Genomic DNA, 21,362 nt, shown 5'->3' with positions numbered 1-21,362 from the left:
TCTGCGGCGGTCAGCCGTTCTTGGTCGGGAGCTGGAACTTGCCGACCCCGCCCTTGGGCATCTGCGAGCGGACCTTGCCCTTCTTGTCGCCGATGGCCTTGTGGCCGGCGTGGCCGGTCTTCTTGCCGCGGGCCAGCGCCCGGCGCTCCTCGCGGTTGAGCGGCGCCTCGGCGGCGTCCTGCTGCGGTTCGGGAGTTTCAGCGGTCATGCGGATCCCCTTCTCGGGTCGAGCTTGAAGAGACGTGAGCGCGAAACGGAGCGTTGCTCGACGTCTCAATGGCATGCACTCATGCGTGTCGGCCGGTCGGCACTGGCGCCCACAGCGGCCGGTATCTCTTCTAAAGGATCATGCGGCCCACTCTAGCGTCATCGAACCGTCAACACAACGGTCTTTTCGCCCGCGCCCGCGGTGACTACCCTCATACGCATGACACAGGCCCCGACGACGGCGAAGCTCGCGCGCGTGCGGACCGTCGCCCAGGACGCGATGCGCGGCGCGCGGTGGTGGACGCTGCTCGACCTCGAGAAGACCCTGCGCGCGGACACGGAGTTCTGGCGCGACCTGTGGGCGCCGTCGCTGGCGATCGCGGCGCACAAGGTCGGGCTCAAGGGCGCGCGGGCGACGCTGGACGAGGCGATCGAGGCGGGCTTCCACCAGACGGACCTGTTCGAGCCGGAGCTGTCGGCGGCGTTCGGGCGGGACCCGGACTGGGCCGCGGTGCTGGAGCGGGCCAAGGCGAACGTGCCGGCGCCGCCGCTGCGGATCACCGCGTGGCCGCAGCCGGGGGCGGCCGCGCCGCTGCGGCTGGACCGGATCGAGGCGCACCGGGAGCCGCAGCTGCTGACGCGGCTGCCGCGGCCGGGGCGGGGCGCGTGGCAGACCGCGCGGGACCTGCTGGCGTGGACGTCGGCGCTGTGGCGGCACGCGAACGCGCGCATCAACGCCGGCGACGCGGTCGACGTGCTGGAGCAGGTGGCGAACGGGGCGCGGTACTCGTGCGTCGAGTACTCGATCGTGCTGGCGCAGGGGCTGAACGCGCTGAGGATCCCGGCGCGGCGGGTGTGGCTGCGGCGCGGGGACTACCACGACGGGGTCGGGCAGGGCCACGCCGTGGCGGAGGCGTGGATCGACGACCTGGACCGGTGGGTGCTCCTCGACGGGCAGCACGGCGCGTACTGGGCGGACGAGGACGGCCGGCCGCTGAGCCTGCCCGAGCTCCAGGCCCGGGAGCGGCCGGCGAGACCGGTCCACGTGGGGCCGCGGCAGGCGATCCAGGACCCGGGCCTGTGGTGGGCGTACTTCGCGCACGCGTCGGTCTCGGGCGCGGCGTGGGCGCCGGAGGGGTACGTGCCGGTGTTCCAGGACGGCCAGGTGCTGCCGACCGACCGGCTGCTGCGCGATCCGGCGGCGGCGTACCCGCGGCTGTCGGACCTCGCGGTCGGCGTAGTGGCGCAGGAGGGCTCGCCGGCGGTGCGCATCCGGGCCGAGCACCCGTACGCCGTGGGCGGGGCGTGGAACGGCGAGCCGATCGCGGCCCCGCCGAAGGCCCCGGCCGACCGCCGCTTCACCAGGGTCCTCGACCGTGGGCCGGGCGAGCACAAGGCGGAACTGGCGGCACTGACTCCTTACGGCCCCTTGGCAAGTCGCGAACTCCGCTGGACCGCGGCCTGAGTCGGGAGGACAGCCGGGAGGACCGGTCCCCGTTGCCGGCGGGTTTCGGGGGCGGAACGACATGTGATCAACCCTAGTATTCCTATAGGAATACTGCTATCTTCGAGTCATGAAGCCCGCCAACGCACTCGCACAGCGGCGCGAAGTCGACCAGATGCGCGTCGCCAGCGCCCTCTGTCGCTGACCCGACCTCCGCCGGTCCGACAGGCCGTTCCTCCCCTGCGACGCCTGACCGGCGGTCCCCATCTCCCCTGCGCCGCACGGCGCGTCCTCCGGGGCCTCCACGCCCCTCGACACTCCATAGTGGACTTGTTCCGCGTCCTCCGCTCCCCGCCTCGATTCCACCGCACCGCAAGGAGACCCATGTCCCCCGCCAACCGCACCTCCCTCTCCCGCCGCGCCGTGCTCGCCGCCGCACCGGTCGCCGCCGCGGGCGCCGCCGTCGGGACCGCGTCCTCGGCCTCCGCTGAGACCGCCTCGGGCGCAAGTGAAGCCGTGCTGGACTGGTTCGACACGACCGACGCGGCCGTCACCGCCGCGCCCGCCTCGACGCAGGTCACCAACAGCCGCACCTGGGCCGTCGCCTGGCTCGCCGCCGCGCGGGCCGTGCGCCGGGTCCCCCACGGGCTCAACACGAAGCACTACCGCCAGGCCGCGCTCGCCGCCGCCGTCCACCGCGCCCTGTCCGCGCTCGCGCCGACGCAGCAGGCCGCCCTCGACGCGGCCCTGGAGTCCGCGCTCGGCGCGATCCCCGACGGCCGCGCCAAGCGCAAGGGCGTCACCGCCGGCGTCGAGCGCGCGGACGGCCTGCTCGCCGAGCGCGCCGGCGACGGCCTCGACCCGGCCTCGGTGAGCCCGGCGTGGACCCCGCCGGCCGCCGCGCCCGGCGTGTGGCAGCCGACCCCGCCCGCGTTCGCCCCCGCCGCGCAGGCCGGCACCCGGTTCGCCGTGCCGTTCGCGCTCGACAGCGCCGACCAGTTCCGGCTCGACCCGCCCCCGGCCATCGGCACCCCGCAGTACCGCGCCGACCTCGACGAGGTGTACGTGTACGGCGGCCTGAACAGCACCGCGCGCACCCAGGCGCAGACCGACACCGCGCAGTTCTGGCTCGGCAGCTCGTTCACGCTCTACAACCCCGTGCTCCGGGCCGCCCTGGAGCACCACACCGGATCGCTGCGCGACCAGGTCGAGCTCGTGGCGCTGTTCCACGTCGCCGCGGTCGACACCCAGATCGCCACGTCCGACTCGAAGTACGCCTACCTGTGGTGGCGCCCGGTGACCGCCATCGCGGGGGCCGTCGAGGACGGGGACCCCGCCACCGTGCGGGACCCGTCCTGGACGCCCCTCCACAACACCCCGGCGCACCCGGACTACCCCAGCGGCCACAACACCTACTCCGGCTCGGCCGAGGAGGTGCTGACCCAGCTCGTGGGCGACGGTCCTGGCGCGGCCTTCACGATCCCGAGCCCGAGCGCGCCCGGCGTGACCCGCACGTACACGACCTGGCACCCGCTCACGACGGAGAACGTCGACGCCCGGGTCTGGTCCGGCATCCACTCCCGCTCCGCCGACCTCGCGGGCGTGGAGCTGAGCCGGAACGTCGCGGCGTACGTCCTCAGCCGCGCCGGCGAACTCCTCGCGTAAACAGCTTCGCTCCCGAGGAGGCGGGCGCTCCGGCCGCGGTGCAGGCGGCCGGGGTGCCCGTCTTTCGTTGCGCCCCAGGGGCAACGCAGCACGGTCCGAGGCCGGGCGTAACCTCCCGGGCACTTAATATTGACAGTTGACGATGTATTGACAGGCAAACGCTCGCAGGGTAGATTTGCTCCAATTCCCGCAAATCCATCGCGCTCAGACCCGGCACTCCCCCGCGGCAGCGCGGCCCACCCGGATATTTCCGACGGGCCCGCCGTCCCGATCTTGGGAGCGCTCCATCGGGCGAAGACCCCCGGCTCCCGGCTCGTCGGCGGGTCTTCGCCCGAACAGCAGCCGAGCAGCGGCCACGACCGGAGTCGCGGCCTAGCGGAGCGCCTCGTCGAGGATGTACCGCTCCGCGTCCAGCAGCCGCAGGTCCCGCGCCGGGCGGCGCAGGTGGCCCTTCTGCACGATCCGCTCGAACGCGGGGTCGCCGGCCTGGGCCATGCGGCGGATGCCCTCGATGTGGTCCACGATCCGCTTGCGGATCACCTTGATGAAGCGCTGGCGGTCCCGGTCGGACAGCCCGTACGCGTCGGCGAACATCCGCAGCCGCCGCGGCCGGTCGGGCTTCTTCCAGCCCAGCGTGATCGAGTCCCGGTCGGTGAAGATCGGCACCCAGGTCCAGGCCGCGTACGCCACGTCGTAGATCCGCGCCCCCGGGCTCGCCAGGTCGAAGTCGATGAGCGACAGCGTGCCGTCCGGACGCCACACCACGTTGTGCGGGGCGGCGTCGTGGTGGCAGATGACCTCGGTGTCGGGCGGCGGCGGCCCGAAGGACCGCCAGGTCGCGCCCGGCGGCGGCCGGAAGCCGTACTGCGCGTCGTGGTACATGCGGAGCATCTTCGCGACCGCACTCATGGTCTCGTCGGTGGTCCAGTGCGGCGCGAGCGGGTACTTGCCCGGCTCGCCCTCCACAAAGGACAGCACCTCGCGCGCGTGCTCGTCGATGCCGAGCACCCGCGGCGCGCCCGTGAACCCGGCGCCGTCCAGGTGCCGGAGCAGCGCGTGGACCGCGGGGGTCCAGGGTCCGGTGTTCCGGCGGACCGTGTCCCCCAGCCGGATGACCGTGCTCGTGTTGCCGCCGATCAGCGGAATCTCGTCTTGGCTCACCGGTCCCCGCCGTGCGTGCTTCTCGGAGTGTCAGCTCTCGGTGCCGTCGACGAGGGCGTCGACGAACGCTCCGACCTCGAACGGGGCCAGGTCGTCCGGGCCCTCGCCGAGTCCGACCAGCTTAACCGGTACCCCCAACTGCCGCTGAACCGCGATCACGATCCCGCCCTTCGCGGAGCCGTCGAGCTTCGTGAGCACGATGCCGGTCACCTGCACCACCTCGCCGAAGACCTTCGCCTGCTGGAGCCCGTTCTGGCCCGTCGTCGCATCGAGCACGAGCAGCGTCTCGGCCACCGGGCCCTGCTTCTCGATGACCCGCTTGACCTTCCCGAGCTCGTCCATGAGCCCGGACTTGTTCTGGAGCCGGCCCGCGGTGTCGACCAGCACCACGTCCGCGCCGTCCTCCGCGCCGGCCTTGACCGCGTCGAACGCGACCGACGCCGGGTCGGCGCCCTCCCCGCGGCGCACGACCTTCGCGCCCACGCGGGCGCCCCACGTCTCCAGCTGCTCGGCCGCGGCGGCGCGGAACGTGTCGGCCGCGCCCATGACGACGTTCTTGCCCTCGGCGACGAGCACCCGGGCCACGCGGCCGCACGTGGTGGTCTTGCCCGAGCCGTTCACGCCGACCATGAGGATCACGGCCGGGCCCTCCCCGGACGGAGAGGCGGTCGCGATCGAGCGGTCCAGGTCCGGTTCGAGGACGGCGGTGAGCTCGGACTTGAGCAGGCCCCGCAGCTCCTCCGGGTCCCGGGTGCCGAGGACCTTCACCCGCTCGCGCAGGCGCTCCACGACCGCGGTCGTGTCGGCCATGCCGACGTCGGCGGTCAGCAGCGTCTCCTCGACCTCGTCCCACACGTCGTCGTCGAGCCGGTCGCTCGCCAGCAGCGCCAGCAGGCCCTTGCCGAGCGCGTTGTTCGAGCGGGCCAGGCGCGACCGCAGCCGCACCAGCCTGCCCGCGACCGGCTCGGGCGTCTCGACCGCCGGGGCCGCGGGCGCGGCCTTCGCGGCCGCGGTCTCCGGGGCCTCCGGCTGCGGCTCGTCCTCGACCTGCGGCTCCTCAGGGGGCGCCTCCACGGGCGGCGTCGATCGGCCGCGCACGGCGAACACGACGCCGACGATGACGGCGACCGCGACGACGACAGCGGCGACCACCCAGATCCACAGGTTGTCCACAGGTAAGTCCTCCAGCGATGGGTCGACCGCGCCAGCGCGACCGGGCACCCGGTTGCGTGCGCGCACGCAACCACCTTACTGGTCGGCCCTTACGCCTCCTCGCAGGAGAACTTCCGGCCGATGACCTGGGCGACACCCGCGCACGAACTCGCGTGCGCGCAAGCGGTCGCGCACGCGCGGCGACCTCACCGGCCGGTCCTCACTCCTCTTCGCGGGAGAACTTCTGGCTGATGACCTGCGTGACACCCGCGCGCATCGTGACGCCGTACAGGGCGTCGCCGATCTCCATCGTGCGCTTCTGGTGCGTGATGATCAGCAGCTGCGAGTTCTCCTGGAGCTGGCGCAGCAGGTCGAGCAGGCGGCCCAGGTTCACGTCGTCGAGCGCCGCCTCGACCTCGTCCATCAGGTAGAACGGGCTGGGGCGGGCGCGGAAGATCGCCACCAGCAGCGCCAGCGCGGTCAGCGACCGCTCGCCGCCCGACAGCAGCGAGAGGCGCTTGACCTTCTTGCCGGGCGGGCGGGCCTCGACCTCGACGCCGGTGCGCAGCAGGTCGTCCGGGTCGGTGAGCAGGATGCGGCCCTCGCCGCCGGGGAAGACGGTCTGGAACACGTGCTCGAACTCGCGGGCGGTGTCGGCGAACGCCTCGGCGAAGACCTGCTGGATGCGGTCGTCGACCTCCTTGACGACGGTGGTGAGGTCGGCGCGGGTCTTCTTGACGTCCTCCAGCTGCTCGCTGAGGAACTTGTAGCGCTCCTCCAGGGCCGCGAACTCCTCCAGCGCGAGGGGGTTGACCTTGCCGAGGAGCTTGAGCTCGCGTTCGCCGCGGGCGGCGCGCTTCTCCATGGTGGCGCGGTCGAACGCCTCGGGCTGCGGCTCGGGCCTCCCCTTCTCGGCCGCGGCGGCGATCTCGTCGGCGCTGGGCGGGACGGGCTGGTCGGGGCCGTACTCGGCGAGGAGCGTCTCGATGTCGACGCCGAACTCGGCGCCGGCCTTCTCCTCGAGCGCTTCGATGCGGAGGCGCTGCTCGGCGCGGGCGACCTCGTCGCGGTGGGCGGCGGAGGTGATGCGTTCGAGCTCGGCGGCGGTGGCGCCGGCGCGGGTGCGGAGCTCGGCGAGGGCGGCTTCGCGGCGTGCCTGCTCGGCGGCGATGGCGTCGCGTTCGATGGCGGCGGCCTCAAGGGAGTCGGTGAGGCGCACGCCGGCCTCGGCGGCGGCCTCGGCGACGAGGGCGGCGACGGCGGCGCCGCGGGCGCGGGCGGCGCGGCGGGCCTCGGCGCGGGCGCGGGCGGCGCGCTCGGCCTGGGCCTGGCGGGCGAGGGCGTCGGCGCGGCCGGCGAGCGCGGAGGCGCGCTCCTCAGCGGTGCGCACGGACAGGCGCGTCTCCATCTCGTTCTGGCGGGCGGCGTCGAGCTCGCGGGAGAGGAGGTCGCGCTCGTCGGTGGAGGGCTCCTCGATCTCGGGGAGGGATTCCAGCTCCTCCAGCTGGGCTTCGAGGCCCTCGATGCCGGCGGTGTCGGTCTCGCGGGCGGCCTGGGCGCGGTGGTGGGCCTGGGCGAGGCGGGCGACCTCGGCTTCGGCGCTGCGGGCGGCGGCGCCGAGTTCGGCGAGGCGGCGGGCGACGACCCCGTGCGCGGCCTCGGCCTGGCGCTGGGCGGTGCGGACGGCCTCGGCGGCGGCCTCGGCCTCGGCGTGGGCGTCGCGGGCGGCCTCCAGCTGCTCGCCGAGCTGCGCGGCGAGGGACTCGGCGGCGATCTTCCTGTCGCGGGCCTCGTCGACGGCGGCCTGGATCTCGATGTAGGACTGGGCTTTCGCGGAGCCGCCGTGGGCGGTGGCGGCGCCGAGGACGTCGCCGGCGCGGGTGACGGCGGTGAGGCCGGGGTGGGCTTCGACGATGGCGCGGGCGGCGTCGAGGTCGTCGGCGACGACCATGCCGGCGAGGACGGCGCGGACGGTGGCGGCGAGTTCGGCGGGGGCCGAGACGGTGTCGGCGACGGACTGGAGTCCGGCGGGGACCTCGACGCGGCCGTCCGCGGGACCGTGCGCGATCAGGAAGCCCGCCTGGCCGCCGTCCTCGTCGCGCAGGAGCCCGATGGCCTGGGCGGCGGTGGCGGGGTCGGCGACGGCGATGGCGTCGGCGAGGCGGCCGAGCGCGGCGGCGAGGACGGCCTCGTAGCCGGGGCGCACGGTCAGGAGCGCGGCCACGGAGCCGAGGACACCGGGGACGGCGTCGGCGCGGGCGAGGAGGGCGGCGGCGCCGTCCTTGCGGCGCAGGCCGACGGCGAGGGCCTCTTCGCGGGCGGCCCACTGGGAGGCTTCGCGGTCGGCGTCGCGCTCGGCGGCCTGGAGGCGGTCGAGTTCGGCCTTGGCCGCCGCGGTGCGGGCCTTGGCCTCGGCGAGGGCGTCGTCGAACTCGGAGTCGGCCTCGACGGCCTCGCTCTCGGCCTCGGCCTCGGCGTGGGCCTCGGCGGCGGCCTCGGCGCGCTCCTTGGCCTCGGCGAGGGCGATGGAGGCGCGTTCGAGCTCCTCGGCCGCGGCGGCGGTGCGGGACTTGAGGGAGTCGACGCGGCCGCGGAGGGTGGCGAGGGCTTCGCGGCGCTCGGCGGCGGCCTTGACGGCGCCGACGATGCGCTGCTCGGCCGCGGCGAGCGCGGCCTCGGTCTCCTCGCGGGCCTCGACGGCGGCGGCGAGGCGCTCGGAGTCCTCGGCGATGCCTTCGCGGAGCTCGATCTCCTGCTCGCGGATGCGCTGGGCCTCGGTCTCGAGGACGTCGGGGTCGCGTCCGGCGCGGTCGTCCTGCCCCTCGGAGAGGTAGCGGCGGCGCTCGGCGGCGAGCTGGGCGGTGGAGCGGAGGCGCTCGGCGACGGCCTGGAGCCGGTACCAGGTCTCCTGGAGGCGGGCCAGGCGCGGCTTGTCGGCGGCGTGCGCGGTCTCGAACTCGGCGATCTGGGCGGCGAGGCGCTCGTGCTCGTCGGCGAGGACTTCGCGGCGCTCCTTCAGGGCCTCCTCGTCGGCGAGGTCCTTGGCGATGTTGGTGCGCAGGCCGGTGAGGTCGTCGGCGAGGAGGCGCAGGCGGGCCTCGCGCAGGTCCATCTGGATGGTCTGGGCGCGGCGGGCGAGCTCGGCCTGGCGGCCCAGGGGCTTGAGCTGGCGGCGCAGCTCGGCGGTGAGGTCGGAGAGGCGGTCGAGGTTGCCCTGCATGCCCTCGAGTTTGCGGAGGGCCTTCTCCTTGCGCTTGCGGTGCTTGAGGACGCCCGCGGCCTCCTCGATGAACGCGCGGCGGTCCTCGGGGCGGGCGTGGAGGTAGGAGTCGAGCTTGCCCTGGCCGACGAGGACGTGCATCTCGCGGCCGATGCCGGCGTCGGAGAGGAGGTCCTGGACGTCGAGAAGGCGGCAGCGGTCGCCGTTGATCTCGTACTCGCCCTCACCGGAGCGGAACATGCGCCGGGTGATCGAGACCTCGGAGTAGTCGATGGGGATGGCGCCGTCGGAGTTGTCGATCGTGAGGGTGACCTCGGCGCGGCCGAGGGCGGGGCGGCCGGTCGTGCCGGCGAAGATGACGTCCTCCATCTTGCCGCCGCGCAGGGACTTCGCGCCCTGCTCGCCGAGGACCCAGGCGATGGCGTCGACGACATTGGACTTGCCGGAGCCGTTCGGGCCGACGACGCAGGTGATCCCCGGTTCGAAGCGCAGGGTCGTGGCCGAGGCGAAGGACTTGAATCCCTTCAGCGTGAGGCTCTTCAGGTACAACGGTCGCTCCGGCTGTCGGCGTCGTCGGGGTACGGGACCGTCCCAGCGTACAAGGCCGCTGTGACCGGATCGGGGAGATCAAAGGTCGCGAAGGGGACGAACCCGGGCGCGCGCGGGGGCGGAAGCCCTCCAGACACGACAATGCGCGCCCGCTGCTGGCAGCTGGCGCGCCTATCTTCTCTTGTGCGAGTGACGGTTTAAGTCAACGCGGGCTCTTGCAGCCGCATCAGCTCCTCGACATGATCGTGTTCGATCTCGTCTTCGCGGGACCGCAGCTCGGCAAGCTCGGTCTCGAGGTTGCGTACTCGCGCGCGTAGCTGGACCACTTCCTCGAGCAGGCGCTTGTTGGGAGCCTGGCCGATGTGGCCGTAGAGGGCTTTCGCCATAGTTTCTCCTTGCGATCACGTCGTCTGGTGGCGTTGGCGTACGCACCATGAAAAACGTCGCATTTGCTGAGTGAATTTTTTTAGCCGCCGGGGCCGATTGCCCCTTGCCGGACCAGTGGAGCACGGCTCGTGAACACTGGCCGTCACCCACTATCTTCCGCCTTTCCGGCGGTCTTCGTCAAGCTTTGCACATGCTTTGCCCTGGAGATTCGACGGGGGTCACACCGGTGTGGCGCGCATCGTAGGCGCACGCTCACGCGCCGCTCAGTGCGCGGCGCGCGGGAACCTGGTAGGGTCCCCGGGAAACGCGAACTACCCCCGTGTATTTCACCCCCGCGACGGAGCCGTACCCCCATGCGAAGACTCCAGGGCGGGCGCCACCGCGACCCCGCCGAGAGCACGCGCCGGATGTTCATCGCCATCCTGGCCTCGTTCGGCCTCGCGGCGGGCGCGACCTCACTGTGGGCGGTCGGATCGCCACTGGACGGGACCGAGGTCGCCGTCGCGGACCCGACCACCAGCGCCGAGGCATCGGAGACGGCCGAGGAGTCGCCGACGGCAGCGCCGCTCGCCGACCTCGACGAGGCCGAGATCCTCCCGCAGGAGGCCGAGGAGGAGCCGACCACCGAGGCGGCCGAGGAGACCACCAGCGCGGCGGAGGACGAGGGCGACGGCGGCGGCTCGGGCGGCGGCGAGGACGAGGGCGGGAGCGACGCGCCGCACGCGGACGCGGAAGCCGAGGTCCTCGCCATCGTCAACGACCGGCGGGCCGAGAACGGCTGCGGCGACCTGTCCCGCGACTCGCGCCTCGACACCGCGGCGCGCCTCCACGCCGAGGACATGGCCGTCAACGACTACTTCGACCACACCTCGCAGGACGGCCGCTCCCCCACCGACCGGGCGAACGAGCAGGGGTACGAGGGCGGCGTCGGCGAGAACATCGCGTACGGCTACCCCGACGCCGCGGCGGTCATGGAGGGCTGGATGAACTCCGAGGGCCACCGCGCGAACATCCTCAACTGCGACTACGACGTGATCGGCATCGGCGCGCACGACCGGGACGGCACCATCTACTGGGTGCAGATGTTCGGCTGACGACCGCAGGCCCCGCATTATCGCAGGTGAACCGCGCTTTCACCGCGTACTGTCGTCCATCCGACTCAACGCTGGACTGGACGATTACCAACAGTCATGCTGGGGTGGCCGCCTGAAGGGCGCGCATCTGGGGAGGCGACCGAAGAACACCCGAAGGATGAGGTGCCACCGTGCGTGTCATGCTGTACGACCCGAATCAGGTCTTCTCCGCCAGCATCCGACCCCTGCTCCTCCGACGCGGCGACCTTCCCATCGAGGCCCGCAGCGCCAAGGCGCTCGCCGCCGCCGACGCGCAGATCGACTGCTGCCTGGTCGCTCTGGAGGCGGTCTCCCGGAACCGGGTCCTGACCGACTGCAAGCGGCCGGTCTTCCTCATCACCGACCGCGAGGACGGCTCGGTGCTCCGCAAGGCCGTCTCCGTGTCGGCCGCGGGCATCGCGAACACGCACATCCTCCCGGCCGACCTGCTCCGCGCCATCGACGCCGGCCTGGCGAGCCCGCCCTACTACGACCCGCAGCTGCTGCGCGCCGCGCTCCAGCCCGCGCCCCTCCTGGGCGACCAGGACGCGCTCGAACTCGCGCACCACCTGACGCCGCGCGAGGACGACGTGCTGCGCCGCATCGTGCGCGGCGAGCCGACCAGCCACATGGCGAGCCAGATGGGCGTCTCGGTGTCCACGGTCCGCTCGCACGTGCAGAACGTGCTCGGCAAGCTCGGCGTGAACTCGCGCCTCGCCGCGATCGCCTTCGCGATCAACTACGGCGTCGACACCGTCAGGGAGCAGCACCCGCAGCTCAGTTAGGGCCGCTCCCGGGCATACTTGAAACGTGCCAGAACTCCCCGAAGTCGAGACGGTCCGCCGCGGGGTCGACGCGGCCTTCCGCGGCGGACGCATCAGCGCCGTCGAGGTCTACAACCCGCGGACCGTGCGCCGCCACGCGCCCGGGGTCGCCGACTTCCAGGCGAGCCTCAAGGGCCTGGAGGTCACCGGGACCGGCCGCCGCGGCAAGTTCATGTGGCTGGCCCTCGACGACGGCAGGGCGCTCATCTGCCACCTCGGCATGAGCGGCCAGCTCCACGTCGTCACCGACGGCCGCGAGGCCCACAAGCACCTGCGCGGGCGCATGACGTTCGCCGACGCGCGCGAGCTGTGGTTCATCGACCAGCGGACCTTCGGGTACTGGGAGCTGTCCGACATGGACGGCGCGGTGCCGAAGACCGTGGGCCACATCGCCCCGGACGTCTTCGAGGCCGCGTTCGACGCCGCCGCGAGCGCCGAGCGGCTCCTCAAGCGCCGCATCGAGGTCAAGAAGGCCCTGCTCGACCAGGGCTGGATCAGCGGCGTCGGGAACATCTACGCCGACGAGGCCCTGTGGCGCGCCCGCCTCCGCGGCCGCCGCACCGGCGACTCGCTCTCGAAGCGCAAGGCCCTCGAACTCCTCGGCCACGTCGCGGACGTCCTCACCGAGTCCCTCGCGGTCGGCGGCACCTCCTTCGACGAGCTCTACGTCGACGCGCGCGGCGAGGCCGGGTACTTCGCCCGCGAACTCGCCGTCTACGGCCGCGCCGGCCAGCCGTGCCGGCGCTGCGGCACCGCGATCGTCCGCGAAGTCATCGGCGACCGGTCCGCGCACTACTGCCCGAAGTGTCAGCGGTAGCGCAGCGAGGGGCGGCACCGGAAAGCCGGTGCCGCCCCTCGCTGCGAGTCTTACCGCTGCTTCACGCCGAGGCGCTCGGAGAGCACCTGCCAGGCGAGCTTCGCGGCGATCTGCTCGGCGTCCTTCTTGGAACCGCCGGTGCCCTCGCCGAACTCCTCGCCAGCGACCACGGCCCAGGCCGTGAACTCCTTCGCGTGGTCCGGGCCGGACTCGGTGATCCGGTACTCGGGCACGCCGAGACCGGAGTCGGCCGTCAGCTCCTGGAGGCTGGTCTTCCAGTCCAGGGCCGCGCCCTGCCCGGCCGCGGCCTCCATGAGCGGGTCGAAGAAGTGGTGCACCACCCGCTTGGCGACCTCGACCCCGTACTGGAGGTAGACCGCACCGAGCAGCGCCTCCACCGCGTCCGCCAGGATCGAGTTCTTGCCGCGACCGCCGGAGGTCTCCTCGCCTTTGCCGAGCAGGAGGTGCGGGCCGATGCCGCCCTCGCCCATGCGGCGCGCCACGCCGGCCAGCGCCTTCATGTTGACCACCGACGCGCGCAGGCGCGCGAGCTGCCCCTCGGGCAGCTCGGGGTGGTTCCGGTAGAGCGCGGTGGTCACCACGAGGCTGAGCACGGAGTCCCCGAGGAACTCCAGGCGCTCGTTCGTGGGCAGCCCGCCGTGCTCGTAGGCGTACGACCGGTGCGTCAGGGCGAGACGCAGCAGTTCGGGGTCGATATCGCTGACCCCGAACACCGCTTCGAAATGTTGTACTGCCTTGTCGCCCATAAGCGGGAGGTCTTAGACCTCGAGGACCTGGCGGCCCTTGTACGTGCCGCACACCTCGCAGACCTGGTGGCCGCGCTTCTTGGCGTGGCACTGCGGGCACTCGACCAGCTGGATCGGCGTCGCCTTCCACTGCGACCGACGGTGCCGGGTGTTGCTGCGCGACATACGACGCTTCGGAACAGCCACTTCAGAACTCCATACTTATTCGCTGTGCTATTTCGATTCGCCGTCGGTGTCGGCGAGCCGAAGCTTCTCCAAACCCGCCCAACGGGGGTCCACGGTCTCGTGAACGTGGTCGTCGGGCAGTTCGTCCCAGGGGACGCCGCAATCGGCGCACAGCCCCGGGCAGTCAGGTCGGCACAGCGGGGTGACCGGCATCGCCAGCACCAGCGCGTCCCGAACCGCGGGCTCCAGATCGAGCAGGTCCCCACTGAGCCGCAGAATCTCGTCCGCCTCGGTGGTCGCATCGGTGACGGAGCCTTCATAAGCGTACAGCTCCTGCACCCGGACCCTGAGGGCGTCCTGCACGGGTGCGAGGCACCTCGCACACTCGCCCTCGGCGACCGCCGCGACCTCGCCGTCGGCGAGGACGCCCTCGCTGACCGCGGTCAGGTGGACGTCGAGCTCGAGCGGGGACGACTCGGGGACGGCGTACCCCGCGAGACCGAGCCCGGCGGGTGCCGGGACCTCGCGCGCGACGTGCATCGTCGTGCCCGAGCTGCGCCCGAGCTCCGCGGTGTCGAACACCAGCGGCGCGGCGGGATCAGGAGCGGTCGTCGTCATGGGTGTACTGCGGTCCTTCGGTCAGGGAGATGCGCCTCGATCGAGGCCGACCGGTAATGCTACCCGAGACCCGGCGCGGGTCCCAACCCAGGCCGGAGCCGAGTGAGGACGTGATCTCAGCGATACCCGGGCCCGATCGGGCCCCGGACTGTCGCACCCCCGCGCCAGGCTGGCGACCTACCCTCCCACCCGGGAGGAGCCTGCCCCGCCGCCGCGGCCCCGCGCGGGCCGCGCCGCGCGCCGGGCCCGCCACCGGAGCCGGTCGCGCTCGTGACCGCCTCCGGAGCCGGTCGGACACGCGGCGCCTCCGAGACCGGCGGCGCGCCCGCGGCCGGGCACTTCGGCCCGGGGCCGGCCGCGCCGCCGCTAGATCTGCGGCAGCGGCTTCTCGTCCTCGAACTGCTCCTGCTGGGTGGGCGCGAAGCTGCCGATCTCGCGGAGGGTGTGCATCTTGTCGCGGCCGCGCTCGACGCCCGAGAGGGCGCGGTGCAGGAACTGCTCGAAGTTCGCGAGCGTGGTGTCGACGTACTCGTCGACCTCGTCGCGCAGGCGCTGGGCCTCGCCGCGGGCCTCCGCGATGATGCGGTTGCCCTCGTGCTCGGCCGAGACCGTGATCTCGTGGCGGGAGACCAGGCGCGCGTGCTCGGACTCGCCCTCGGCGATGATCCGCTCGGCCTCGCGCTCGCCGGCGTTGATGATGCTGTCGCGCTCCTGGAGCATCGCCTCGGCGCGCCGGAGGTCGCCGGGGAGTTCGTTCTGCAGCTCCTCGAGCATGGCGATCATCTCGGCCCGGTCGACTTTGCAGGCCCGGGACATGGGCACGGCCTTGGCCTGCTCCACGTAGGCGATGATCTCTTCGATCCGGTCGAGCGCACCCACCGATTTGCTCCCGTCGATGTCTGTCATGGGGACATTGTCCCGTATGAGGGTGGAAACTGCGGCTATTCCTGCCGCAAGCGCTCGATCAGTCGCGATTGGACGATCTCGGGCACGTGCGAGGAGACGTCGCCGCCCCATTTCGTGACGTCCTTGACCATCGAGGACGACAGAAACGAGTACAGGGGGTTGGTCGGGATGAACACCGTCTCGATGCCCGCCAGCCCGTAGTTCATCTGGGCCATCTGAAGTTCGTAGTCGAAGTCGGAGGCCGCGCGGACGCCTCGGACGAGCACCGCGGCGCCGTGCTTCTGGCAGAAGTCGACCACCAGTCCCTGGAAGGACGCGACTCGAACGTTCGGCAGGTCCGCCGTGGTCTCTTTGAGGAGTTCCACCCGTTCCTCGACGCTGAAGAGCGCGTTCTTGGAAGCGTTGTGGAAGACCGCGACCCAGACTTCATCGTACAGCTGGGCGGCGCGCGCGAAGATGTCGAGATGACCGTACGTCACCGGATCGAATGACCCGGAGCAGGCGGCGATTCGGGCTTCAGGTTTCACAGGGCGTGACCGTAGCAAAGAGCCGTCGTGCCGTAACGACGGACGCGGTCTTCTGCGATCTTCGGCGGCCACGGCACGGACGCGTCCTTGCCGCCGCGCTCGACGACGACGTCGGCGTCCGGGGCGAGCCAACCCTGTTCGACCAGGGCTTCGAGGACCCCCGCGACCGCGGCGTCGGTGACGGCGTACGGCGGGTCGGCGAAGACGATGTCGTACGGCTCGGCCGGGGACTGCTGGAGGGCCTTCTCGACCGGGGCGCAGATCACGTCGCCGCCGGCGACGCCGAGGTCAGCGAGGTTGCGGCGCAGGAGCTTCGCGGTGAGCGCGTGCGACTCGACGAACAGGGCCGCGGACGCGCCGCGCGAGAGCGCCTCGATCCCGACCGCGCCGGAGCCGGCGTACAGGTCGGCGAAGCGGAGCCCGTCGAGGTCGCCGCCGGGCGCGAGCGAGTTGAACAGCGCTTCGCGGACCCGGTCCGAGGTCGGCCGGGTGCGGTCCCCCGGGGGCGTGGCGAGGCGGCGGCCCTTGAGGCTGCCGGCGATGATCCTAGTCATTTGGGCCCAAGTCTAGTCCGCGCCGGCCGCCTCAGCCCTTCTCGAGGAACTCGCCCCGGTCGGCGGCGAGGTCGTCGACGAGCGCCGCGAACGCCGGGAACCGCTCCAACCGCGGATCGGCCTCGACGAGGGCCGTCGCCTCGGCCCGCGCGGCCGCGATGATGTCGGCGTCCTTCAGCAGCGACAGCAGCTTGACGTGCGATTTCATCCCCGACTGGGCCGCGCCGAGGACGTCGCCCTCGCGGCGCTGCTCCAGGTCGAGCTCGGCCAGCGCGAACCCGTCGGTGGTCGAGGCGACCGCGTCGAGGCGCTCGCGCGAGGGCGAGCCCTCGAACGCCTCCGAGACGAGCAGGCACAGGCCCGGGTGGGTGCCGCGGCCGACGCGGCCGCGGAGCTGGTGGAGCTGGGAGATGCCGAAGCGCTCGGCGTCGAGGACGACCATGGCCGTGGCGTTGGGGACGTTGACGCCGACCTCGATCACGGTGGTGGCGACCAGGACGTCGAGGTCCCCGGCGGCGTAGGCGCGCATGACGCGGTCCTTCTCGTCGGGGTCGAGGCGGCCGTGGAGGAGGCCCAGGCGCAGGCCGTGGAGCTGGTTGGCGCGCAGTTCCTCGATGACGTCGGTGACGGCGAGCGGGGGCCGCTTGTCGCTCGCGCCGGCGTCGTCCGCGTCCTGGTCGGCGCCGCCGACGCGCGGGCAGACCACGTAGGCCTGGCGTCCGGCGGCGACCTCTTCGCGGATGCGGGTCCAAGTGCGCTGCATCCAGCGCTGGTCGGTGTAGGGGACGACGTGGGTGGCGATGGGGCTGCGGCCGGCCGGGAGCTCGGTGAGGCGGCTGGTCTCCAGGTCGCCGTAGACGGTCATGGCGACGGTGCGCGGGATCGGGGTGGCGGTCATGACGAGCGTGTGCGGGGGTTTCTTCGCCTTGGCGCGCAAGGCGTCCCGCTGTTCGACGCCGAAGCGGTGCTGCTCGTCGACGACGACGAGGCCGAGGTTGGCGAAGTCGACGCCGTCGTACAGGAGCGCGTGGGTGCCGATGACGATCCCGGCCGCGCCGGTCGTGACGGCGTCGAGGACGGGGCGGCGCTGGGCGGCGGTGGCCGAGCCGGTGAGGAGCACGACCTGGGTGGCCTCGGGCGGGGCGCCGAGCTGGCCGCCTGCGGCGAGGTCGCCGAGCATCTCGGCGATCGAGCGGTGGTGCTGGGCGGCGAGGACCTCGGTGGGGGCGAGGAGCGCGGCCTGGCCGCCGTGGGCCACGACCTGGAGCATCGCGCGCAGGGCCACGAGGGTCTTGCCGGAGCCGACGTCGCCTTGGAGGAGGCGGTGCATGGGGTGCTCGCGGGCGAGTTCGGCGGCGATCTCGGCGCCGACCTGGCGCTGGCCGGCGGTGAGGTCGAAGGGGAGGCGGGCGTCGAAGGCGTCGAGGATCGCGCCGCCGGGCGGGTACGGGTCGGCGGCCTCGCCGGCGGACTCGGCCTTGCGGCGCACGAGGACGGTCTGCATGACCAGGGCCTCTTGCCATTTGAGGCGCTTCTTGGCGGCGCCGAGGTACTCGTGGGAGTCGGGGCGGTGGATCTGGCGGAGCGCGGTGCCGTAGTCGAGGAGGCCGAGCCGCTCGCGCAGGGGCGCGGGGAGCGGGTCGGGCGGGCTGGGGACGAGGCCGAGGACGGTGTGGACGGCCTTGGCGACGTTCCAGGTCGGGAGTTCGGCGGTGGCCGGGTAGACGGGGATGAGGGTCCCGGCGAACTCCTCGATCGCGCTCGCGGGGTCCGCGGCGTCCTCGGCGAGGAGCTGGTACTGGGGCGAGTTGAGCTGGAGTCGGCCGCGGAACTGGGCGACCTTGCCGGCGAAGAGGCCCCAGCGGCCGGCGACGAGCTCCTTGGCGCGCCAGCCCTGGTTGAAGAACGTGAGGGTGAGGGTGCGCCCGGCCTCGTCGGCGACGATGACCTCGAGGAGCTCACCGCGGCCGCCGCGGCCGCGGGCGCCCTTGCCGCCGCGGGGCGTGAAGGTCTTCTTGACGGCGGCGCGCACCTGGGCGGCGACGGTGACGTCGTCGCCGATCCCGAGCGAGGCGAGGTCGGTGCGCTCGCCGCGCTGCGCGTAGCGGAACGGGTAGTGGCCGAGGAGGTCACCGACGGTTTCGAGGCCCAGTCCGTCGGCGAGGGCCTCGGCGGTCTTCTTGCCCAGGACCTCGCGCAGCCGGGTCTCCAGCCTTACGCTCATTCGGCTCCGATCAGCAGCAGCGGTTCGTCGTCTCCGGCGGGCAACTGCTGGATCTCCACGGTCGGCCACGCCTCGCGCACATGATGACTCAGGGCTGTGACAGTCCCGGTGTTCGAACCGCCGCCGGGGAGGACGGTGAGGAGTTCGGCGCCGGCGGCGCAGAGGCGGTCGGCGAGGTCGCGGGCGGCGGCGGCCGCGTCGGGGGCGGCGGCGACGGCCTCGCCGCCGACGAGGACGGCGAAGCCGCCGTCGCGTTCGCGGACCTCGCCGGTGCGGCAGGCGGCGGCCGCCTCAGCCATGGCGGTGACGTCGTCGTCGAAGTGCCGCTCGGGGTCGTGGACGGCGACCGCGGCGAGGCTCTGCACGACGGCGGCGGTGGGGATGACGGAGACGCGGAAGCCGTCGCGGCGGGTGTTCTGCGCGGCCCTGCGGGCGGTGCGGGCCGCGTCGTGGGTGTCGGCGAGGACGACGGCGCTGCGGGCGCCGGCGTCGCGGGCGGCGGCGAGCTCGTCGGCGACGGTGGCGGCGGTCGCGGTGCGGCAGCCTTCGCCGGCGAGGAGGTCGCGGACGGTGGCGGCGGCGGTGACCACGACGACGGCGCGCTCGCGCGGCTCGGCGGGCGGCCCGGGCGGGGCGGGGTGGGCGTGGGCGGCGCCGTCGGCGAAGCGGGTGACGGAGATCCGGTGGACGCGGCCGCGTTCGATGCCGGCCTCGATGGCCGCGCCGATGTCGTTGACGTGCACGTGGACGTTGAAGGTGGTGACGTCGCGGGCGGCGCGGGAGCCGATGATGACGACGGAGTCGCCGAGGTCGGTGAGCCGGTGGCGCAGCTCGGAGGCGGCGGCGGCGTTCGCTTCGAGGAGGTACTGGACTTCGTAGCCGTAGACCTCGGAGCCGGTCTCGCGCGGGACCTGCTCGGTCTCCTCGACCGCGCGCACGCGGTGGCGTTCGAGGAGGTCGAGGGCGCCGGTGGGAACGGAGCCGGTGAGGGTCTCGACGAGCGCTTCGAGGAGCAGCGCGAGGGCGAGCCCGCCGGCGTCGACGACGCCGGCGCGGGCGAGCGCCGGGAGCTGCCCGGGGGTCGCGGCGACCGCTTCGGCGGCGCCTTCGGCGGCGGCGCGGGCCGCGGAGACGAGGCCGAACGGGGCGGCCTTCCCGGCGGCGCTCGCGGCGGCCTCGGCGACGGTGAGGATGGTGCCGGCCATCGGGACGGCGACCGCGCCGGTGGCGGCGTCGGTGGCGGCGCGCAGGCCCGCGGCGAAGCCCTTCGCGTCGACCGCGTCGGCGTTCCAGACGTCGGCGAGGCCGCGGAGCATCTGGGCGAGGATCACCCCGGAGTTTCCGCGGGCGGAGAGCAGGGCCCGCCCGGCGGCCTCGTCGAGGAGCGCCTCGAGGCCGAGGCCGGGGGTGCCGCCCTGGAACGCGGCCTGGAGGGTCGCGACCATGTTCGTCGCGGTGTCGGAGTCGGCGACGGGGAACACGTTGAGCTCGTCGACGCCGCGCCGGTGGCGGGTCAACGTGTCGATGCCGCGCGCGGCCCACTCGCGCATGATGTCGGCGTCGAGGGCCTGGCGTCCGGTCTCAGGGATTTCCACCACGGGCCATGAGGATACGCCTCCGGGGGAGGACGCGGTACCCGTCGGTGCCGCCTCCTCCCCCGGAGGTCGCCGGATCAGGGGCCGAAGCTGATGCTGGCGCGGGCCGCTTCCAGGGCCTCGACCTGCTCGGGCGTGGCCAGGCCGACGAAGCCGACGTAGGCGCCGCCGTTCTGGACGACCGCGGTCATGACCGTGTTGCCGCCGACGGTGAACGTGTTGAAGTACGCCGAGCGGGCGTCGACGCGGTACTGGCCGCCGCTGGGGCTCTCGGCCGCGCCGCCGGCCCATTCGGCGGCGAGGTTCTGGAGGTTCGCGCCGAGGGCCTCGACGTTGACGTCCTCGCCGGCGCCGATCGCGGCGCTGTCGAGGGTGCCGAAGTAGACGGTCGGGCCGCCGGCCAGGGTGCTGCCGGTGACGTCGGTGAACACCGCGGGCGGGCTCGTGGCCTCGGCGGAGCCCTCGGGGACGAGGATGCTCAGGCCCGAGCCCTCGTTCGCGAGGACCGTGGTCGCGGCCGGCGTCTCGGCGGGGGCCTCGGAGGTGGCCTCCGCGCTCGGGGACGCCGACGCCTCACCGGTGGCCGACGGGTCGGCGGACGCCTCGGCGCTCGTCTCGGCCTCCTGCGAGTTGCTCTCGATGGTGCCGGTCTGCTCGTCACTCGGGTCGCCGCCGGGGCTGAACAGGAAGAACCCGCCCACGCCGAGGGCGATCGCGATGACGACGACGCCGACGATCAAGAGCCACATCGGGCCCTTGCCGCCCTTCTTCTTGCGCTTGATGGTGTCGGGCGCGCCCCACGGCTGCGCCCCGCCGCCGCCTCCGGAGACGGGCACGAGCTGGCCGCCCTGGGGGCCGAACTGGCCCCCGCCGAACGGCGGCTGGCCGTACGGCGGCTGCTGGCCGTACTGCCCCGCGGGACCCGAGACCGGCATGCCCGAGGCCGGGATCGACGAGACCGGCGGCATCCCCGAGACCGGCATCCCGGAGACCGGCACCCCGCCGCCGCCTCCGAACGGGTCGGCCGCGGGCATCTGCTGCGGCATCTGGGGGGACATCTGCTGCGGGGGCTGGGAGGGCTGGTCGAACGGGGAGATCGGCACGCCCGGCGGCGGGCCGAACGGCGGCGGCGACGGCTGGCCGGGGCCGCCGACGTACTTCACGGTCCCGTCGGCCTCGACCGGGCCGGGCCCCGGCTGCTGCTGGCTCATCCCCGACATCCGCTGGCTCTCCGGCGACCACGGCGGGGGTTCCTCCGGGGGCTGCTCGTTGGGCCGGTACACCGGGGGCTGTTGCGGGGACTGCCAACCGTCGGCGGGCTGCTGCGGGGTGTTGCTCATGTTCGACTCACCAAAGAAGCTATGGGCATCGGCACATCATCTGTATGCGGCCAGCCTACGGGATCAACGCCCATCCTAGAGTCACCGACGGTAGCCGACCGCGGCAGCCGCCACAGTACAGAGCGGTG

General features: G+C 73.1%; 19 protein-coding genes. 5 read left to right on the top strand and 14 right to left on the bottom strand.

Annotated features, from left to right (window positions below):
* Nucleotides 1-10: 10 nt before the first annotated feature.
* Nucleotides 11-208: a hypothetical protein gene (locus EIW28_RS06885; RefSeq protein WP_125246984.1), complete on the bottom strand. Its 198-nt coding sequence runs from the start codon at nucleotides 206-208 to the stop codon at nucleotides 11-13.
* Nucleotides 209-427: 219 nt separating this feature from the next.
* Here EIW28_RS06885 and EIW28_RS06880 point away from each other — a divergent pair, with 219 nt between their 5' ends.
* Nucleotides 428-1,672, top strand: a complete 1,245-nt coding sequence (locus EIW28_RS06880) for a transglutaminase domain-containing protein (RefSeq protein ID WP_125246983.1) — start codon at nucleotides 428-430, stop codon at nucleotides 1,670-1,672.
* 363 nt (nucleotides 1,673-2,035) lie between these two features.
* Nucleotides 2,036-3,316 (top strand): vanadium-dependent haloperoxidase, encoded by a 1,281-nt coding sequence (locus tag EIW28_RS06875; RefSeq protein ID WP_125246982.1) that lies wholly within the window; start codon nucleotides 2,036-2,038, stop codon nucleotides 3,314-3,316.
* A gap of 372 nt (nucleotides 3,317-3,688) precedes the next feature.
* On the opposite strand, the gene EIW28_RS06870 is transcribed toward EIW28_RS06875, so the two are convergent.
* The 4 genes from EIW28_RS06870 to EIW28_RS06855 all read right to left on the bottom strand — a co-directional run bounded on the left by EIW28_RS06870 (nucleotide 3,689) and on the right by EIW28_RS06855 (nucleotide 9,784).
* Entirely contained in the window at nucleotides 3,689-4,477 is a 789-nt protein-coding gene (locus tag EIW28_RS06870; protein WP_125246981.1) for a phosphotransferase enzyme family protein, read from the bottom strand.
* A gap of 30 nt (nucleotides 4,478-4,507) precedes the next feature.
* Complete coding sequence (gene ftsY / locus EIW28_RS06865) at nucleotides 4,508-5,650, bottom strand: signal recognition particle-docking protein FtsY (protein ID WP_232013831.1); 1,143 nt, start codon at nucleotides 5,648-5,650, stop codon at nucleotides 4,508-4,510.
* A gap of 199 nt (nucleotides 5,651-5,849) precedes the next feature.
* Nucleotides 5,850-9,398, bottom strand: coding sequence for a chromosome segregation protein SMC (smc, locus tag EIW28_RS06860; protein WP_125246980.1), 3,549 nt, complete (start codon nucleotides 9,396-9,398; stop codon nucleotides 5,850-5,852).
* Nucleotides 9,399-9,595: 197 nt separating this feature from the next.
* Nucleotides 9,596-9,784, bottom strand: coding sequence for a hypothetical protein (locus EIW28_RS06855; RefSeq protein WP_125246979.1), 189 nt, complete (start codon nucleotides 9,782-9,784; stop codon nucleotides 9,596-9,598).
* A 354-nt stretch (nucleotides 9,785-10,138) separates the two neighbouring features.
* Here EIW28_RS06855 and EIW28_RS06850 point away from each other — a divergent pair, with 354 nt between their 5' ends.
* From EIW28_RS06850 to mutM, 3 genes are all read left to right on the top strand, one after another.
* Complete coding sequence (locus tag EIW28_RS06850) at nucleotides 10,139-10,879, top strand: CAP domain-containing protein (protein ID WP_125246978.1); 741 nt, start codon at nucleotides 10,139-10,141, stop codon at nucleotides 10,877-10,879.
* 179 nt (nucleotides 10,880-11,058) lie between these two features.
* A complete protein-coding gene (locus EIW28_RS06845; RefSeq protein WP_232013890.1) occupies nucleotides 11,059-11,682 on the top strand; it encodes a helix-turn-helix transcriptional regulator in 624 nt (207 codons plus the stop codon).
* Between the two features lie 25 nt (nucleotides 11,683-11,707).
* Nucleotides 11,708-12,538: a bifunctional DNA-formamidopyrimidine glycosylase/DNA-(apurinic or apyrimidinic site) lyase gene (mutM, locus tag EIW28_RS06840; protein ID WP_125246976.1), complete on the top strand. Its 831-nt coding sequence runs from the start codon at nucleotides 11,708-11,710 to the stop codon at nucleotides 12,536-12,538.
* A 50-nt stretch (nucleotides 12,539-12,588) separates the two neighbouring features.
* On the opposite strand, the gene rnc is transcribed toward mutM, so the two are convergent.
* The 9 genes from rnc to EIW28_RS06795 all read right to left on the bottom strand — a co-directional run bounded on the left by rnc (nucleotide 12,589) and on the right by EIW28_RS06795 (nucleotide 21,234).
* A complete protein-coding gene (rnc, locus tag EIW28_RS06835) occupies nucleotides 12,589-13,305 on the bottom strand; it encodes a ribonuclease III (RefSeq protein ID WP_125246975.1) in 717 nt (238 codons plus the stop codon).
* A gap of 12 nt (nucleotides 13,306-13,317) precedes the next feature.
* On the bottom strand, nucleotides 13,318-13,491 hold the full coding sequence (gene rpmF, locus EIW28_RS06830; RefSeq protein ID WP_125246974.1) for a 50S ribosomal protein L32: 174 nt from the start codon (nucleotides 13,489-13,491) through the stop codon (nucleotides 13,318-13,320).
* A 27-nt stretch (nucleotides 13,492-13,518) separates the two neighbouring features.
* Nucleotides 13,519-14,088 carry a YceD family protein gene (locus tag EIW28_RS06825; protein WP_125246973.1) on the bottom strand — a complete coding sequence of 190 codons (570 nt, stop codon included), beginning with the start codon at nucleotides 14,086-14,088 and terminating at the stop codon, nucleotides 13,519-13,521.
* 366 nt (nucleotides 14,089-14,454) lie between these two features.
* On the bottom strand, nucleotides 14,455-14,967 hold the full coding sequence (locus tag EIW28_RS06820; RefSeq protein ID WP_125247541.1) for a hypothetical protein: 513 nt from the start codon (nucleotides 14,965-14,967) through the stop codon (nucleotides 14,455-14,457).
* Nucleotides 14,968-15,029: 62 nt separating this feature from the next.
* Nucleotides 15,030-15,521 (bottom strand): pantetheine-phosphate adenylyltransferase, encoded by a 492-nt coding sequence (coaD, locus tag EIW28_RS06815; protein ID WP_125246972.1) that lies wholly within the window; start codon nucleotides 15,519-15,521, stop codon nucleotides 15,030-15,032.
* Nucleotides 15,518-16,075 (bottom strand): 16S rRNA (guanine(966)-N(2))-methyltransferase RsmD, encoded by a 558-nt coding sequence (rsmD, locus tag EIW28_RS06810; RefSeq protein ID WP_125246971.1) that lies wholly within the window; start codon nucleotides 16,073-16,075, stop codon nucleotides 15,518-15,520. Before rsmD ends, coaD begins: the two co-directional genes overlap by 4 nt.
* A 31-nt stretch (nucleotides 16,076-16,106) precedes the next feature.
* Nucleotides 16,107-18,299: an ATP-dependent DNA helicase RecG gene (gene recG / locus EIW28_RS06805; RefSeq protein ID WP_125246970.1), complete on the bottom strand. Its 2,193-nt coding sequence runs from the start codon at nucleotides 18,297-18,299 to the stop codon at nucleotides 16,107-16,109.
* Nucleotides 18,296-19,897: a DAK2 domain-containing protein gene (locus tag EIW28_RS06800; protein WP_197717128.1), complete on the bottom strand. Its 1,602-nt coding sequence runs from the start codon at nucleotides 19,895-19,897 to the stop codon at nucleotides 18,296-18,298. Before EIW28_RS06800 ends, recG begins: the two co-directional genes overlap by 4 nt.
* A 74-nt stretch (nucleotides 19,898-19,971) precedes the next feature.
* Entirely contained in the window at nucleotides 19,972-21,234 is a 1,263-nt protein-coding gene (locus EIW28_RS06795; protein ID WP_125246969.1) for a hypothetical protein, read from the bottom strand.
* Nucleotides 21,235-21,362 lie beyond the last annotated feature (128 nt).

The organism is Glycomyces terrestris, from assembly GCF_003933745.1.
GTDB classification, from domain to species: domain Bacteria; phylum Actinomycetota; class Actinomycetes; order Mycobacteriales; family Micromonosporaceae; genus Glycomyces; species Glycomyces terrestris.
Note: the sequence above shows the minus strand (reverse complement) of the source record. Positions and strands in the feature narration are given on the sequence as shown.